The following is a 15,648-nucleotide window of genomic DNA, read 5'->3' on the forward strand; positions in this document are numbered from 1 at the left end:
TAATTCATTTCTCCAAAATATACTTTTTAGTATATTTTATATTAAAAAAAATTACAGCGAATAGTGCTCTAATTCTTTCTTAAGATCTTTTATAAGTTCGATCATCAATTTTTTAGAATCTATTGTTCTGCTAATGACAATTCCTCCTTCCACTGCTGACATTATTTTAAAAGCAAAAACATCCGCATTGAGTTCTTTTGAAAACTCACCATTAGCAATACCATCCTTTAAAATAATTGAAAGCCCCTGCATTCCTGTTTCTAGAACTGTTGCAACTTTATTTTTAATAGACGGAAAATGATCATCTGCTTCAACAGCGGTATTAAAAATCGGGCAGCCACCAGCGATATAGGTATCGATTGGGTTCTTATGAAAATCGAGATATAAAAAAATCTTTTCTTTTGCGGTTTTACCCTGGGAAACAACACCCGCCAGCTTTTGTGACATTTTTTTTAATGAAAAGTCCACTACCTGTTCGGATAGATCATCTTTTCCGTTAAAATGTCCATAAATACAACCCTTTGTTAATTTGGTCGCTTCCAAAACCTCATCTATGCTTACGCCAGAAATCCCCTTCTCATTATAAAGCGGGCTTGCTGTCTCTAGGATAAATAACTTCGTTTTTTCTGCTTTTGTTAACATCGTCTTTTAATTTACTTTGCAAATATACTAAAAAGTATATTTCAAAAACAAGTAAAATATACTTTTTAGTATATTTTAACATAGCGCATTCTGAATGATGAGAAGTTGAATTTCCTCTTTCCGGAACTTGTGGGTACATTGGATTTTCCAAGAGCGGAGATAAAGCCTTTGGTTGTTGCAAATGAGGAAGTAAATTCGTCTATCGATTATTTAATATAAAAAATTTGATGCGTCGATGAAAACGATGAAATAAGCAGAAAAATAAGTAAATTGAACAATCCTTTAATTAAACAATGAAAACAACTGCATTTTCTTACATTATATCAGCTGAGGAACAGCAAAACTTGCCTGCCGAAAAATTTAGCGATGATGATATGCTGAATTATTTACTGGATAATCGAATCCTATTACAGATAGACTGGAAGGGAGAGTCCTATTTAAATGAGATTGGCAGCTTCTTACAAGACCGGGCAATAGCATTTGGCTCGGAGGCGTCGATGGATTTTACTCCAGCTTATCAGATGGCAAATGAGCAGGCCGTTACACCCGGAGATTTCGTTCCCGCCCTTCTGAAAGCATCAAATGATGAGCTTAAAAATAAAAGTTTTGAAATAGTGCTACTTGATTTAGGTAACGATAGCTATTACGTAGCTGTTATTGAAAAGGAGAACAGTAAACGAATCAAAAAAGCAGGTGATAACTTTTGGAATTTCAGACCCTGGGGAAGCCAAACCGGAGAAGTTCTTTACACGGTGTACTGTAGCTGTGGTAGTATGAATGTTTGGCAGTTGAAAATGGGCGAATCACTTACTGATGATACCTGCGAGGAGTGCGGTACAGTAATTTTCGATAGCCAAGGTAACTCAAAATTTAAGGTTAGCAAAGATTATATTTAACACTTACAAAAAAAGGTCGAGCTCTTCAAACTCGACCTTTCAATTTGAACCTGGTCAGGCACACCAATGCTATTTTGCCGGATATAAAAAGACTGGACAAATGATGTGGCTCCTGAACTGGACACCACCAATATTCCCTATAGTTTTGATAATGCCTTTTTCCTAAAGAAAGTAAAATGTCCTGTGATTATTTTTCACGGCAACAGGGATACAGCGGTCTATTATGGTTCCTTTGTTAAGCTCTTAAAACTATTAAAGGCTACTGATCAATTTATCACATTGCAAGATGAAAGCCACAATGATTTCTCGAAAAACGAGGCTTACTTAATTCTTAATTTGTTCAAAAAAGTTGTTCAAAAGATTTTTACCATTAACAAAGGACTAAACCCTTGCATAAGAAATTAAAGTTTGACATGATACAGCTGCGTACGTATGTCCACCAATTGCTGCCTTAGCTTAACCTGATCTGGCGCTACCGGAAGTAAACTGTGCAAGCAGAGTTCTCGAATTTCCTCAAAGAGCTCGTGCGACCAGTCAAAAAGTTCATCATAGCTACAGGCGCCATTCTTGATGCGCAGGAGTTCTACCCTATTGGGACGTTGTATCTGTAGTTCCCTTTTCGACAAAATCTCTTTTGCCTGTTGCAATAGACGTATGGTATGCATCATATTTTTGGCGTCATAGCCCTGGCCATGATTCATTGTCCCCTCAAAGCGCGCTTCATTGCGTGCCGACACCCAACTAAAATATTCATTATAGGCCTTGCAATAAGATGAATAAGCTTCGTGATTAACAAAGAGGTACGCACAAAGTGTTTCTTCCCTGGGGATAGAACTGCAAGAAACCTCATTACTCTCCAGTGTAGCCACGACACCTTTGTAACCTAGAGTCTGGCTCTGATCATAATACAGAGTATACATTCCCTTTGCATGTTCAATCTTTGCTAAACCACAGTTTTCCTGTTTCCACTGCCGGCTGCTTAACCATTCTTTCAACGATAAACTTCCGTGACCAGCTATGATAAAGCAGAAATCCAGCAAACTTTTACGTTCACGATCCATTGGATTGTTGATTTTCTTATTCAATCCTTTTGCCTTCCGCACCTGTACCATGGCGTATTGCGCAAAAGTCATAGCTGCCTCTCGCGTGATAAAATCCTGCATTTTAAATTGATCAACTAGTGGATCTTTATATACTATGCAATCGGCAGGACTAGCCAAAAGCTCCATGATATTAGGATTACTCTTTGAAAGGAGTTCTACGAAACGCCCAAGCTCATAATAAACTTCATCATTGCTGGCATTAGCCACCTGGGCAATATATTGACCGCCCAAGTAATATTCCAGGGGCAGATAAAATACCCCCCTGATATCGGTGTCGGAAGATGCTGTGGCCAATCCATATGCCCGGCTGCCGACAACAGCCTCAAACAGGATCAGCCCGTTCTTTCGAAGTTCGTTTATAGTCATCTTAATAGAATTTTAAAGTATTTCTCCAGTCCTTCTTTATCCGATATAGACACGGGAACCTGTTTTACTTGATTCTCTAAATCTATTAGCCTTGTTTCAATGTAGCTCCTTATGGTCGCTGAACAGCTGTATATAAACCCTTCATCGACTTGGCTCTTCAACTGGCGCAATTCCATAACTTCGTTCATAACAACATCAGGCAATACTACGGATAGTTCTGCCAATGTCATGGGCGCATAACTGCGATAGGTCATACTCCAGTCTGCTGCAAGTAAAGATCTTAGGATATAAAATAAGCTTTTGAGCTTCATCGTTTCCAGTTGAAGATCTCCTAGTTTACTGCGGACGATCCCTAAATAATGATGGACGTGCCTACGTGCATCAAAATAATTTTCCATCATTGTCCTAAAACTTATTTTGAATCCGTTAAACTCGTGATAGACCACTGGTGACTGGATCCATTCAAATGGACTGACATTACTCTTATACAGTAATGTGAGTACTTTAAACAGATCCCATCCTGCGATATCAAGGTCATCGATTATCGGAAACCGCATTTCGGTAGGCAGCGGAAACAAGCGGGTGTAGTCCTCCGCTTTTCTTATATAAATAAACCGAACGTCGTAATCACTGTCGATTGACGGAAATCCCCAACCCCGACTTCCTGATTCACAGGCGAAAAGTATACGTACTCCTTCGCTCGCTTCTATCTCCATTAGCTTCTTGATGATATGTGCTTTCATTTCTTCGTGCTTTTTTAAATTTTCATTAACACAAAGATTGATTACGATACTGAAGCCTTTTTGCGCATTAAAAAAAGAGAATAAAAACACCAGTAGATCACTTATTATCAGCAAGATAATTTTCTCAAAAAAAATGAAGCTTACACAGGAATATAAAAGTACGCAGATAGATTGCGTAGCGTAGATTTGTGATTCGTATCGTCCAAAAAAACTTTACAGATTTAACCCTTAGTCCTAAATAGATCTTACAACATTTTTTTGTATTCCTGGAAATCCTTTAAAATTATACAAAGTACTTTTCGCATCTAAAATCCTGATTTAAATTTCCACGGTTGTAGCCACCCATTTTAACTTATGACGGCTTCATGTGTTTAAAAAATATTTCTTTATTGGACCGCGATATGGGTATTGAACTTCCATCTTCTATGTGTACAATACCCTCTCTTGAATAGCTGACTACGTATTTCATATTAATCATATGGGACTGATGTATGCGCATAAATTGAGGGAGAGTAAGGATATCTTCATAGTGTTTGAGCGGCTTGGAAACAATGATCTTCTTGCCATCCACCAGCATAAATGTGGTGTAAGAACCTGAGGTTTCACATCGCAGAATATCATCCACCTTGACTACATGCATAGCTTCTTGGGTAGGTAATACAATCCTATCGGGTGTTTTTTTGTAATCTGTAGCGAGTTGCTGTAAATGGGCATCTAATTCTTTCAGTGCTTTCCGGTCCACCAACCGATCTATTGCCCCTTTGAGTTCTTCGGAGTCAATAGGTTTCAGCAAATAATCTAGCGCATTAAACTTAAAAGCACGAATGGCATGCTCCTCATAAGCCGTAGTAAAAATCAACTGGAACGCTTTGTAGGTAACCTGGTTAAGCACATCAAAACCTGTCCCTCGTTTTAAGATGATATCCATAAACACCAGATCAGGCTTTAGCCGATCGATCAGTTTGACCGCTTCTTCAGCATTTTCAGCATAACCGATGACCTGTATTTTTTCTGGTGCTACCATTTCCAATAAAATCGTTAATGCTTCTCTCAGGTAATATTCATCTTCTACAAGAATAGTTTTATACATAGTGTTTAAATTAAAGGAATCGATAAAAAGACGTGGCAGCCTGCCCCCTCAACGTCCTTTCTATCAGTCATTTTTAATTGGACAAATGGATTATCGGGGTATAGCAGAGCGAGCCTTTCATCTGTTATCTTTGTCGATAAGGAGGTATGTGGTACATTCTTTTTTTTGCTTCTTGACTCCTCTAATCCAATACCATTGTCTGTAATTGTACATTCAAGAACATCAGCATCCATACGGAGGTGAAATGAAATCTTCAAAAATCCATGCCGTAAATCGGCCAGAGGCTTCAATCCATGTTCAATTGCATTTTCGACAAAGGGCTGCAAGAGCAATGGCGGTATATGTACATTCGGATCAACTGTTTCATCCATGTCAATATAGTAATCAAAACTATGATTAAGTCGCAATTGTTGCAGATCCATATAATTCTTCAATGTTTGAACCTCTAGCTCCAGACTGATACGATCCATACGCGATTGTTCCAATACCTGTCGGGTCAGTTTAGCAAATTTACCCAGATAGGAAATGGCTATTAACCGGTCATTTTTCAGAATCATACTTTGGATATTCCCCAAAAGATTGAAAATAAAATGAGGGTTCATCTGAGACTGGAGTAATCTTCGCTCGATTGACAATTTATCCGCCAGGATCTCCAAGGATTCCTTTTCCATCAACTGGACCTTTAACTCGCTATTAGTCTGCTTTTGCTGCAGGATATCTTCCCTATTTTGATAATATCGTTGTCTGTAATAATAAGATCTGTACACAAATACTAAACCCGCCAAAAGAACTCCAGAGATACCATAGCTCAAAAATTTGTTCTTTTTTTCAAGTTCATTTTCCTTTTCCAACTGTTTGATCAATTCCAATTTTTTCTCCGACTCAAACCGGGCATCGGTATTCTGCAATATTTTTTGCATCTCCTCATCATACTTCAGCTTATTATACTTATTGAAATAGATATCATACTCATGGTATGCGGCATAATCTTTTTCTTTGGAAGCAAGCTCCTTAAGACAGCCAAAAAATGCAGCCAATAAATCGTTATCTTTATAAGGTAATGTCTGTTGATAGGCTATCCCTTCTTTAAAAAGATTTTCAGCAGTCCGATAGTCCCCTTTCTGTATGAAAAATTGTCCCCTGAGCCCCAGCGAACTCCGATAAATATTCCTTAAGTTATATTTTCTGCCTATATGGGTCGCTTGTTCCAGATGAGATAAAAATGCTTTTTCATCAATAAGTTTAGGAGCATTCATATACAACGCGGCTATATTTAGATGAGCGATACCGATATTGCTTTTACTGACAATGAATTCCTCAACCTGCTCCGCTTGATGGATAGTTTTTTTGTAAAAAGAGACAGCTTGCTTCCATAATAGCGAGTCATTAGAAGAAGCGCTTTCCAGCAGATAGCTTCCAACCGCCAACCGGGCATGTAATATACTTTCCGGATCATTGGATTTCTCTGCAAAGCGGAGTGCTTCGTCAGCATATTTCCTCATGTTAACTTCTGAGCCTGGATAAAAGAGATAAGAAACGTCTGCTCCTATTTTAGCACAATAAGAATATTCATTCAACTGCGCGAATAAACCATATGCTTTTAGCATATAATCCACAGCGCCTGCCTTATCGTCAATATAAGACCGCAGAAGCCCCATAGCCCAATTGGAATAGGCAATCGCGCGGCTATCAGCTGTTGTGTTAGCTATTCCATAGGACTGCTCTGCATACCGGGTGAATTCCTTAAGTTGGAGAAGACGTCTATAGGTCATTGCCAAATAGGCATAACATATGGCTTCATCAACCCTGCTATTATTTTTTTTTGCAAGAAAAAGAGCTTCTTGCTGAATACGCAAACTTGCAATGGTGTCAGAGAAGCGCATCGCGTAACCTTCTGCAGCCATTTTCTCAATCTGAGTCTGTTGCTGTGCAGAAACCTTCATGGTACAAAGAAGTATAAACATCAGAACTAGAATAGACAAAGCTGTTCGCCCGGTAGCCAAATAGATATTCAAAAACTTAACAATTGCTTCCATTCAGTTTATTAAGACCCTGCTAATTTAATAAATAAAGTCTTAAAAGGTAGAAATCGGTACCCTCAGCATTTTGTTTTCCAATCCATAAATGAATATGCAGATATATATACAAACGTTGACAAGAAATAATTAAAAACCCACACAAGCCAAATACATATTCAAACCTACCGGTTACAAATCAATACGATCTAGTCTGTTATTGAATATTTAATCTTGTATAGTAAATTAAAAAAAACATGAAAATCTCTACACAATTCAAGCCTGTGCTTCTGCTGTTCCTTGCCACTATATTATTTGTCAATGTAGCCCATGCCCAACAATGGGAGCGAAATAGAATGAAGATTGAATTGTCATTACAAGATGGCAAAGAGACAACCATTTCAAAGCTAACGACGGTTTCTATCTCGTTCAATAAACCATCGACAATGACAACCAAAGACTCCGTGAATCAGCAAGTAGCCGATGACTACAATCCCTGTTATATCGTTATTACATTCGACCGGCTGGACATCCCCTTATTACGTCTGTTTATGAAAAAAAACACAACCCTGAACGGTCAGATCACAGTAACGGATTCTTATGGTAAGCTTCCATCTCGAAAAATAGAACTGAAGTCGGTAGTGATGGACGGTATGAATGACAATTTTGTCAACGATGATGAGACCTCCTACATGAACCTTAGTTGCAAATCATTAATTATTGATGGTGTAATTCTAACAGGGTTAAATACGCGATCGTTAAAATAAAATTTCCTTAAGTAAAAAACATACTATAATAAAGGCATGAATACCTTAAAACAGAGCGAGCTAATAGCATTACTAGGTCTATCTTCCACCGATCCTAAAATAGTCCAGTTCTTCGAGCGTTATGCATTAGGGAAACTACCCAAAACAATAACAGCCAACCAAAGCACAAAAACTATCATCTATAAACCATTAAATATTTCATTTTGGTTTAAATACGACATAAAAAACGATCATTTTCAACCACCTATAAGCACAAGCAATGATAGCGGCAAGTTCGTAGCCTACTTATGCAGTATTATGTTCACCCATGTCGATCATTCGAGTAAACATCCCGATTCTAAACCAAAGGACTTTTGGGATGTACTGCCATTACCTGAAGCTCCGCATGAAGAAGTCGAGCGATTGATGGGAAAACCAACGTACGAAAACGAGGTTGAAAAAGCATATGCGATGTCCGAAGGAACGGAAAATATAATTACCATAAAATATACGCAAAGTAGTAAAGGAAATGCATTTTATAGCAGCTGGATCGCTATAAGGCAGCAGTCGGAGATTATCAGTAGAGATTTTTTTAATCGCAGCCATGAATTTGAAAACTTCCCTTTTTTAAGATTGGGACACACCGCTATTATCAAATGGCTATTTGACAACCAACTTTTGTTGATTGATAAAGATTTATACAAAAAAGGTCTGAAACCTGATTCTGAAGAAATTTTAGATTTTGTGGAGCAACACCTAAATAACCATCTTTGGAAAAATCAATTAGCAGATGTCGAATATTTATCATCTTTCTTGTATAACATCACGACCAATAGAAAGCTGACTGATCCAGAAGGCAATCCCGTATCTTTCTATTTCCGTGACATCATTTTATCCGCTCTAAATAAAAAAGATGCATTTGAACGTCTAAGTGAGGAAAATTATGAGGTCGTGGACCGGTTTCTCAATGATATTGTATTCGACGAAGATCTTTACAAAAAGGTCTCTGGTCTATTGACACAAAAATTAAAGCTATTCGAGAGCTGGAAAACAATAGGATAAAAGTATTTATTTTTTCAATCCATCATATGAAACAACATATACAACAGCAGGCCGAAAAGGCATTATCTGAAGGAGATTATGCTACTGCATCCAAAATTTGGATTCAAGGCAATGCCTTGCCTCAGGATCCAACTATTGTAGAATCACTTTTCAAACAGATTTCAGCACTCGTTGAAGCATCCCCCAATCCGGATTTATATGCCATACTCGGTATTATAGCCCTTGATTACAATGAAGTTTTTGAAAGCGACAGGGAAAAAGCGCTTATCGAATGCGTACAATGGAGTAAGAAAGGCTTGGATATAGACCCTGACAACTACAACTGTAACCGGCACGCAGGATCGGCACTTTACTGGCTTAGAGATTGGGAGGCTGCAAAAAAATATTATAAAAAAGCGGCTGAGTTGGTTACCTCTCCTGTTTTACAAATCCGCTTATTCAACATGCAGAACCAGCATAATCCCAACCCTGATTTTGCTACGCTGTCTATTGACATTTTTACAACATCGGGTATGGAGGCTTATAATGCCGGTGTTGAGATCAACTACCTATTGGGTAAATATACTGCTATACCAGCTCAGCAGGCACAACGACTCTCCACAATGAGATACCAATGCTATGAACATGCATATAAGCTCTACAAGGATGCCATTGTAGCGCAAAATGGTGATTTCATCAATTATGCCCCCCATACCTTCGCCATGTGCTGTAACAATCTCGCCAGTGAGTTTCGGTCTCGCCAAGAGCATCAAAAAGCGATTGAAATTTGTACCGAAGGTATAAATCAATCTTCCTTTATGATCATCCTACAAAATAGATTTGGAGCTTATTTGGATGCAGGGCTTTTGGAGTTCGCTATACAAGATGGTCAATGTCTAATCGAAGATTTTGGTGACCAAATGGATTTACTGACCTATTTCGCGACAATTGATAATATATGTGACTTACATATGGAATTGAAAAACTATGAAGAGGCACTGGAGTGGATCAACCTAGGCCTGGAAATCTATTATGAGCTCGATCCCACCAATCCAATAAGCCAGGATCAAGAGCTGGTGCGCTGCTTTACAAACTTCTATATTTACAAAGCCGAGGTTGAAAGTGCCTTGGGTACACAAAGCCAGACTGAAGTCATTTCGGAAGAAACAGATCGATTATTAGAAAGCATGCCCGATAATCCAAGCTTGCTCATCAGCAGGGCGAATTCATTTATAGAGGAAGGCGATTACAGCAAAGCAATGGAGTGTTATGGGTATGCACTAAATTTTGCGAAAGAAAAAAAACAGGACCGTTCTATACAGGTTGCATTATATAATATGGGTTATCTACAAGTTGCCTTTATGAAAAACAATGAAGCGGCCTGCGATAGTTTTGAGCGTAGTATATTCGCAGGAAATCAAGACTTCTGGTGTTACTATTGGGCGACACATTGTACATACCATTTGGGAGATAATGAAAAAACACTACATTATGGTGAGCAGGCGATACAGGCGCTAGCCCAGCAAGATAATGTATCTGATGATGTTATTGCTGAAATCCATGAACACATGGGCATTGCTTTTTTGGATCTGAAACGCTATGATGAATCAATTGAATGCCTTAAAAAATCCATCAGATATAATAATTTGCCAACGACAGTTGAAAACTTAAAAATCGCAGAAGCTAATAAAAACTCAACAAACGGTCTTTTAAGAAAATTATTTGGCAAGTAAAATAGTGCTTTCTAAACCGTAACAGCGTATTAAACAAAAGCGCACTTTGGGTGCGCTTTTTGTTACTTAGGGTCCTTCGTCATCAAACTTTCCGATTCGGGTACTGCCATTACGCTCATATCCGCAGCAAAGGCTGCTCGAATGCCTGATATCGAATCTTCAAAAATTATATATTTTGATGGCATGAGATTAAGCTCAAGTGCAGTTTTTATATAGATGTCGGAGCTTGACTTCCCCTTGCTTAAGCAAGGCGACTTAATCGTATACGCTAGAATAACAAGTGTATTCACCAGGCCGGGGATTTCAAATCGAATTATAAATGCCTATTTTTTTTGCAGTCTTTTTCTAAAAGTTGTTGGACTTACCCCATATTCTCGGTGGAACATCTTATTGAGATGGCTGGTATCCGTAAATCCTAAGTCTAGCGCGATTTCGCTAATTCGCCTGTTTGTATGTATAAGTGCTGCTTCAATCATCTGCAGCCTGTAACTGCGGATATACTTTTGCAGACTCTCCCCTGTCTCTTTTTTAAAATACTCCCCCACATAGTTTGGCGACAAATGAAAATAGGAAGCTAGCTCTTCAATCTTTAGTGCCTCTGGCTGTTTGATATTTTGGTGTACATACCCAAGCATTGACAACGGATGAGCTGGTTGATAAGGATATGCTGTTTGGATGGATGCAATATTTCTTGCGGCGATGGAAATGATCGTGTTCAGCAACTGTTGAATAACTTCCTGATGATGGGGACCTCCATTTTGCTGCTCCCTTAACAGCGCCTCGGCCAAAGCTCTCACCATTGGCTTATCAGTAATCGTTTTAAGAATACAGCCGGGCAAATGGTCATGATTGTAAAAGATGTATTCAAGCTTCTGTACCCATTCTTTATGTTGAGTTTTTAAGTAACTTTCATTAAATCGAATAAAGAAGAAACTCGTTGTCAAGGCTATACGGAAGGAATGTGAATCCTGAGGGAAAATTAAAAAAAGCTTATCGCTATCATAGGGAAGCTCATGCTCATTGATAATCTGAACACCACTTCCTTCCAGGATAAAAACCATTTCGAAATAGGTGTTTTTATGAGGAACGGCAGTATACTCATTTAATGTGAGCAGCTCGATTTCAAATGGTCTGTGCAATGTTTTTAACCTCATCCTAGTTTTTTACCGATAATACCTCCAAATATACCGATTTCCGAGGGTAGATTGATGCAATTTTGAATTAGCAAATAAAATTAAAATAAGATAATGGATACAACAGTTTTCTTACTCCTTCGGCTGGGCATTGCCATCAGTATGTTTGGCCACGGTCTTGTACGGCTACCTAAATTAAACGCTTTCAGCCAATGGATGATCGCCAGTTTTGAAAAATCTTTTTTGCCAAAGGCTATGGTACTACCGTTCAGCTATGTGCTACCTGTGGCAGAATTCACAGTGGGTCTGTTTCTATTGATTGGTTTGTTTACAAAACCTGCACTAATCATGGGCGCAGGAATATTGCTGATCCTGCTTTTCGGCACAGCCATGATTGAGAACTGGGAAGCCCTGCCCTCCCAGTTACTGCACCTTGCTTTTTTTGCCCTACTGCTGCAATTTATTCAGAGCAACTCATGGGCTTTAGACAAACTTTTCAATCTACAATACCTTAATCCATGACCACAAGACGCACATTTATTAAGCAAACCGGAGTCCTTGGTACGTTGAGTATATTGCCCTTTACAAATAGTCCGGGTAACGTCCAAGAAAGCGCTCCAGTAAAACCTGGTTCCAGATGGTCAGACGGCTCACGTTTGATCGTCTCCATATCCATGCAGTTTGAATCTGGCGGACAGCCGGACAATGCTGAAAGCCCGTTTCCACAGAACATAGAAAAAGGCTTTAAAGATCTTCCCGCCGAAACCTGGTACCAATACGGCTATAAGGAAGGTATTCCCAGGATGCTTGATAACTGGGACAGGCTCGGAATCAAAGTTACGTCGCACATGGTCGGTTCTGCCGTACTCAACAACCCACAATTGGCGAAAGAAATTGTCGAAAGAGGTCACGAAGCGGCAGCACATGGGATGAACTGGAGTAAACAGTATAATCTTCCTTACGAAGAGGAAAAGAAATTTATACAGGATGGCGTAGATGCCATTATGCAGTCAACCGGATTTCGCCCCGTGGGTTATAACGCCAACTGGTTGCGACGTGGCGAGAATACACTAAACATTCTACAGGAGTTGGGCTTCAGATATCATATTGATGATCTGAGCAGGGACGAACCTTTTATCATCAAAGTAAAAAACGAGGACTTTGCTGTAATACCTTATACCCTTCGCTGCAACGATATCCAATTGATTGCCGGCGAACATTACTCAACCGATCAATTTGTACGTCAGGTTAAAATGGAATTTGATCAGCTTTATCAAGAAGCTGAAACCAAGCGTAGACAACTGTCGATCAGTTTTCATGACAGAATCGGCGGAACGCCGCAAATGGTGAATGCTACTGAACAGATTATCCGTTACATGCAGCAGCACAAAGGCGTAAGCTTTAAACGGAAAGACGAAATTGCAGACCTAATCTTAAAAGACGAAACTGCGATAAGGGAATAATTAGCTTCTCAAATAAAAAATAAAAAGCGCCACTTGCTTTAAAGCGGTGCTTTTTGCCGTTGAGTTGTAATTGCCACTACCTAATTAAAACCTTTAAACGCCCTACTCCTGCCATTTTTTGAAAAGGAATAACTCCGGCCAAAACAACATTCATTACAAAAGCCTTGTTCTATACCCTATTGGGAAAAATGGGCCGTGTCAAGATCAATCGTTCGGTATTCGGGAAGCCAGTTCTGCGGATAGTGAGATTTATGGATTTTATACAAGTGGTCTCCTTTTCCGATGAAAAGTATTCCCCTCCCATGAGGCTGCCCAGCGGGGCAGCAATGATATACTCTTTTTTCGCCATATGCAAAAAGTATGAAGTCAATCCCCTTTTGCGCATCATAGAGTAATTATTTAACTTACATCTGGGCTAGTTTTACAACTAATAATTCCAAAGCTTATAATTAATTTTTGATAATTGAAAAATCCAAATACATGATTTTGAATCTTTCATTAGATTAGCTTTATTATGATCGTTTATACCGTCCTTTAAAATCTCTAACTGCAAGATGGTGTAAACCACTTGGAATTACCAATACATTAAGTTTTGACAGATTTTTTTATTTTAATACAGGAATTTCAACATAGCTGCTGTTGAACCAATCCACGACAAGGGGATCGCTGGCATCGCTGATGCTCTCTGTACTTACTATTTTACCTGTTCCGTAATTTAACTCGGAAAAAGGATTTTTGTTCACATTGAGCACGATTACCAAACGGCTTCCTTTCTGCAATTTTTTGCTTATTAAATGTGTGTTTTTAAAAATAAGCGATTCTCTTTTTCCTGCCACTAAAAGTTGTCTTTTGGTCATATCTTTTGCATAACTGGCTCTCCCTATATAATACGACAGATGGAAATATTTACCCTCAGCTGTTAACTCATATAGTGTCACTCCAATGTCAACATCTTTTTTGTTTATTCTCAGATTAATTTTTCCTGTGAAAGAACCATTGATTAATATATCTTCATCTAAACGCGGGCTTACAAATGCAAATCCATTTCCTGACGATAAAGAATCTCGGATAATGGGGTCGGGATAATAATCGTTGTTGCTTGTCAAACGATCTGCAAAATCAACCTTTTGTGTTAAAAATTCTGATTTACCCGGCTTATTCTCGATCATTTTATAGAAGTTACCCTTCTTGACGGTGCTCAAGTAAAGCTTAAGAGATTTATTGCTCATTGCATCAAGTGAAGGTGCGCTTTTCCACTGATCTGTTCCCATCACCTGATAATTGATCTTATCATGTAAAAAGCCCGGTCTATGTCCACCTTTCAATATATAGTCAAACCACTGATAGGTATAATCTTTGATCGGAAATAGTGCACTTTTGCTTACCGTGTAGCCATTGACGATCTTTTGCCCCCCAAGCTGCGTGCCGAAATGACTGTAAGGTCCAATGACTAGATATGCTGCCGCTGAAGGATTGTACCTGCCTAGCTCCCTGAGATAATAAAGTCCTGAATTTTGGGAATCATTATAATAACCGTCAAACAGTAAAATTGGAATGTTTATTCGAGCAAACTCTTCTTTGTAAGGTGCCATTTTCTGCCAATAAATATCAAAATCAGGATGGCCTATCCATCGTTGGAAAAGGTGGTTGGACTCGCCATCAATGCTATCCATTTTATTATAGGGCGCACCACTCTCCCACCATTTAAACATCAAATCGCGAAATCGCTTACGATTATCGCCCGTTTCATGATCAAGGTATCTGTTATTTCCTACATAAAAGGACCACTCATAATTTGGATTAATAAAAATATTATTTTCCATCGGTAGTCCCATTCCCGGACGGTTAGCGACATAGGGCACAATAGTTTTGAGAGCCGGATGTAAATTCTTTGCAGCTGCCCATTGTGTAAAGCCGTTATAACTGCCACCGAACATCCCAATACTTCCATTAGACCAAGGCTGTCTGCTTATCCAGTCAATGACAGTATAAGCGTCTTTGGAATCGTACTCGTAAGGATAGATTTGTGAACTGCTGAAGCGTTTACCTCGTGTGTAAGCGATTACGCCAATGTATCCTCTGTCTGCAGATTCCTTGAGTGATTGTAAATCACGGTCCCCATCACGAACATAAATCGTGAACTGTAGTATAGTAGGTTTCGGTTCATAATTGCCTTTTTTCCGAACCACGATAGCTGATATTTCAGTATCATCTTCTGTCCGAATCATTACGCTGTCCTGAATATCATAAATACTATCCTGAAGATTTTTGGTTTTAACAGTTTGCTGGGCCTTAACACTAAAAAATGCTATTAATGTTAAAGCTAATATCATAATTTTTATGCGCATTGATTTGCTTTGTTTTATCAGCTATCATATCACCAAGGATATTCAATGATGTAGCTAAATATACAACAACCTTCTAAAACAAATATTACATTTTGGAAATTCTTAACCTGATATCGTAGATCAATTAGCTTCAACATTCCAAAAAATATTTTATACTTTTTTGCCTCTCTAATATGGAGCTGACTGATAAAACAAGCTCCTGTAGTTGTCTCTAGCTATCTTTATTAATGCACGGGTAATTGGTTACCGCTTAAAGAATCTCTTGATGTCACGTAAATACAAAATTACATAAAGACAGATGTAACGGTTCAGAATGCTAAAAAGATATT

14 protein-coding genes are annotated in these 15,648 nt (G+C 38.7%); 6 read left to right on the plus strand and 8 right to left on the minus strand.

Annotation, left to right across the window (positions count from 1 at the left end):
* Window positions 1–51: 51 nt before the first annotated feature.
* A complete protein-coding gene (locus G6053_RS19045; RefSeq protein WP_108633386.1) occupies window positions 52–642 on the minus strand; it encodes a TetR/AcrR family transcriptional regulator in 591 nt (196 codons plus the stop codon).
* Window positions 643–935: 293 nt separating this feature from the next.
* Here G6053_RS19045 and G6053_RS19050 point away from each other — a divergent pair, with 293 nt between their 5' ends.
* Entirely contained in the window at window positions 936–1,538 is a 603-nt protein-coding gene (locus G6053_RS19050; RefSeq protein WP_108633385.1) for a hypothetical protein, read from the plus strand.
* A gap of 401 nt (window positions 1,539–1,939) precedes the next feature.
* Here G6053_RS19050 and G6053_RS19055 read toward each other — a convergent pair whose 3' ends face one another.
* From G6053_RS19055 to G6053_RS19070, 4 genes are all read right to left on the minus strand, one after another.
* Window positions 1,940–3,007, minus strand: a complete 1,068-nt coding sequence (locus G6053_RS19055; protein WP_108633383.1) for a nucleotidyltransferase domain-containing protein — start codon at window positions 3,005–3,007, stop codon at window positions 1,940–1,942.
* A complete protein-coding gene (locus tag G6053_RS19060) occupies window positions 3,004–3,750 on the minus strand; it encodes a nucleotidyltransferase domain-containing protein (RefSeq protein ID WP_146191004.1) in 747 nt (248 codons plus the stop codon). Before G6053_RS19060 ends, G6053_RS19055 begins: the two co-directional genes overlap by 4 nt.
* A gap of 352 nt (window positions 3,751–4,102) precedes the next feature.
* The gene (locus G6053_RS19065) at window positions 4,103–4,840 is read right to left on the minus strand and encodes a LytTR family DNA-binding domain-containing protein (RefSeq protein WP_108633381.1); all 738 of its coding nucleotides are present in this window, start codon (window positions 4,838–4,840) and stop codon (window positions 4,103–4,105) included.
* Window positions 4,841–4,845: 5 nt separating this feature from the next.
* Window positions 4,846–6,876, minus strand: a complete 2,031-nt coding sequence (locus tag G6053_RS19070) for a histidine kinase (RefSeq protein WP_108633380.1) — start codon at window positions 6,874–6,876, stop codon at window positions 4,846–4,848.
* A 236-nt stretch (window positions 6,877–7,112) separates the two neighbouring features.
* Between G6053_RS19070 and G6053_RS19075 the strand changes: the two genes are divergently transcribed.
* From G6053_RS19075 to G6053_RS19085, 3 genes are read left to right on the plus strand one after another with little or no spacing between them, the layout of a single operon-like run.
* Complete coding sequence (locus G6053_RS19075) at window positions 7,113–7,622, plus strand: hypothetical protein (RefSeq protein WP_108633379.1); 510 nt, start codon at window positions 7,113–7,115, stop codon at window positions 7,620–7,622.
* 36 nt (window positions 7,623–7,658) lie between these two features.
* On the plus strand, window positions 7,659–8,663 hold the full coding sequence (locus G6053_RS19080; protein WP_108633378.1) for a hypothetical protein: 1,005 nt from the start codon (window positions 7,659–7,661) through the stop codon (window positions 8,661–8,663).
* A gap of 26 nt (window positions 8,664–8,689) precedes the next feature.
* Complete coding sequence (locus G6053_RS19085) at window positions 8,690–10,375, plus strand: hypothetical protein (protein ID WP_108633377.1); 1,686 nt, start codon at window positions 8,690–8,692, stop codon at window positions 10,373–10,375.
* A gap of 323 nt (window positions 10,376–10,698) precedes the next feature.
* Here the strand turns inward: G6053_RS19085 and G6053_RS19090 are convergent, their stop codons facing one another.
* A complete protein-coding gene (locus G6053_RS19090) occupies window positions 10,699–11,529 on the minus strand; it encodes an AraC family transcriptional regulator (RefSeq protein ID WP_108633375.1) in 831 nt (276 codons plus the stop codon).
* Between the two features lie 93 nt (window positions 11,530–11,622).
* Here G6053_RS19090 and G6053_RS19095 point away from each other — a divergent pair, with 93 nt between their 5' ends.
* Window positions 11,623–12,030: a DoxX family membrane protein gene (locus G6053_RS19095; protein WP_165307914.1), complete on the plus strand. Its 408-nt coding sequence runs from the start codon at window positions 11,623–11,625 to the stop codon at window positions 12,028–12,030.
* A complete protein-coding gene (locus G6053_RS19100) occupies window positions 12,027–12,971 on the plus strand; it encodes a polysaccharide deacetylase family protein (protein WP_165307915.1) in 945 nt (314 codons plus the stop codon). Before G6053_RS19095 ends, G6053_RS19100 begins: the two co-directional genes overlap by 4 nt.
* A gap of 169 nt (window positions 12,972–13,140) precedes the next feature.
* Here the strand turns inward: G6053_RS19100 and G6053_RS19105 are convergent, their stop codons facing one another.
* The gene (locus G6053_RS19105; protein ID WP_165307916.1) at window positions 13,141–13,359 is read right to left on the minus strand and encodes a hypothetical protein; all 219 of its coding nucleotides are present in this window, start codon (window positions 13,357–13,359) and stop codon (window positions 13,141–13,143) included.
* A gap of 217 nt (window positions 13,360–13,576) precedes the next feature.
* Window positions 13,577–15,304, minus strand: a complete 1,728-nt coding sequence (locus tag G6053_RS19110; RefSeq protein ID WP_206531775.1) for a CocE/NonD family hydrolase — start codon at window positions 15,302–15,304, stop codon at window positions 13,577–13,579.
* Window positions 15,305–15,648: the final 344 nt, after the last annotated feature.

Source organism: Sphingobacterium sp. DR205 (genome assembly GCF_011064245.1).
In the GTDB taxonomy this organism is placed as follows: domain Bacteria; phylum Bacteroidota; class Bacteroidia; order Sphingobacteriales; family Sphingobacteriaceae; genus Sphingobacterium; species Sphingobacterium athyrii.

Coding starts and splice junctions, on each gene's coding strand:
- G6053_RS19055 (WP_108633383.1), bottom strand. CDS start 3,007: ATGACTATAAACGAACTTCGAAAGAACGGGCTGATCCTGTTTGAGGCT.
- G6053_RS19070 (WP_108633380.1), bottom strand. CDS start 6,876: ATGGAAGCAATTGTTAAGTTTTTGAATATCTATTTGGCTACCGGGCGA.
- G6053_RS19045 (WP_108633386.1), bottom strand. CDS start 642: ATGTTAACAAAAGCAGAAAAAACGAAGTTATTTATCCTAGAGACAGCA.
- G6053_RS19100 (WP_165307915.1), top strand. CDS start 12,027: ATGACCACAAGACGCACATTTATTAAGCAAACCGGAGTCCTTGGTACG.
- G6053_RS19085 (WP_108633377.1), top strand. CDS start 8,690: ATGAAACAACATATACAACAGCAGGCCGAAAAGGCATTATCTGAAGGA.
- G6053_RS19090 (WP_108633375.1), bottom strand. CDS start 11,529: ATGAGGTTAAAAACATTGCACAGACCATTTGAAATCGAGCTGCTCACA.
- G6053_RS19065 (WP_108633381.1), bottom strand. CDS start 4,840: ATGTATAAAACTATTCTTGTAGAAGATGAATATTACCTGAGAGAAGCA.
- G6053_RS19110 (WP_206531775.1), bottom strand. CDS start 15,304: ATGATATTAGCTTTAACATTAATAGCATTTTTTAGTGTTAAGGCCCAG.
- G6053_RS19095 (WP_165307914.1), top strand. CDS start 11,623: ATGGATACAACAGTTTTCTTACTCCTTCGGCTGGGCATTGCCATCAGT.
- G6053_RS19075 (WP_108633379.1), top strand. CDS start 7,113: ATGAAAATCTCTACACAATTCAAGCCTGTGCTTCTGCTGTTCCTTGCC.
- G6053_RS19080 (WP_108633378.1), top strand. CDS start 7,659: ATGAATACCTTAAAACAGAGCGAGCTAATAGCATTACTAGGTCTATCT.
- G6053_RS19105 (WP_165307916.1), bottom strand. CDS start 13,359: ATGATGCGCAAAAGGGGATTGACTTCATACTTTTTGCATATGGCGAAA.
- G6053_RS19060 (WP_146191004.1), bottom strand. CDS start 3,750: ATGAAAGCACATATCATCAAGAAGCTAATGGAGATAGAAGCGAGCGAA.
- G6053_RS19050 (WP_108633385.1), top strand. CDS start 936: ATGAAAACAACTGCATTTTCTTACATTATATCAGCTGAGGAACAGCAA.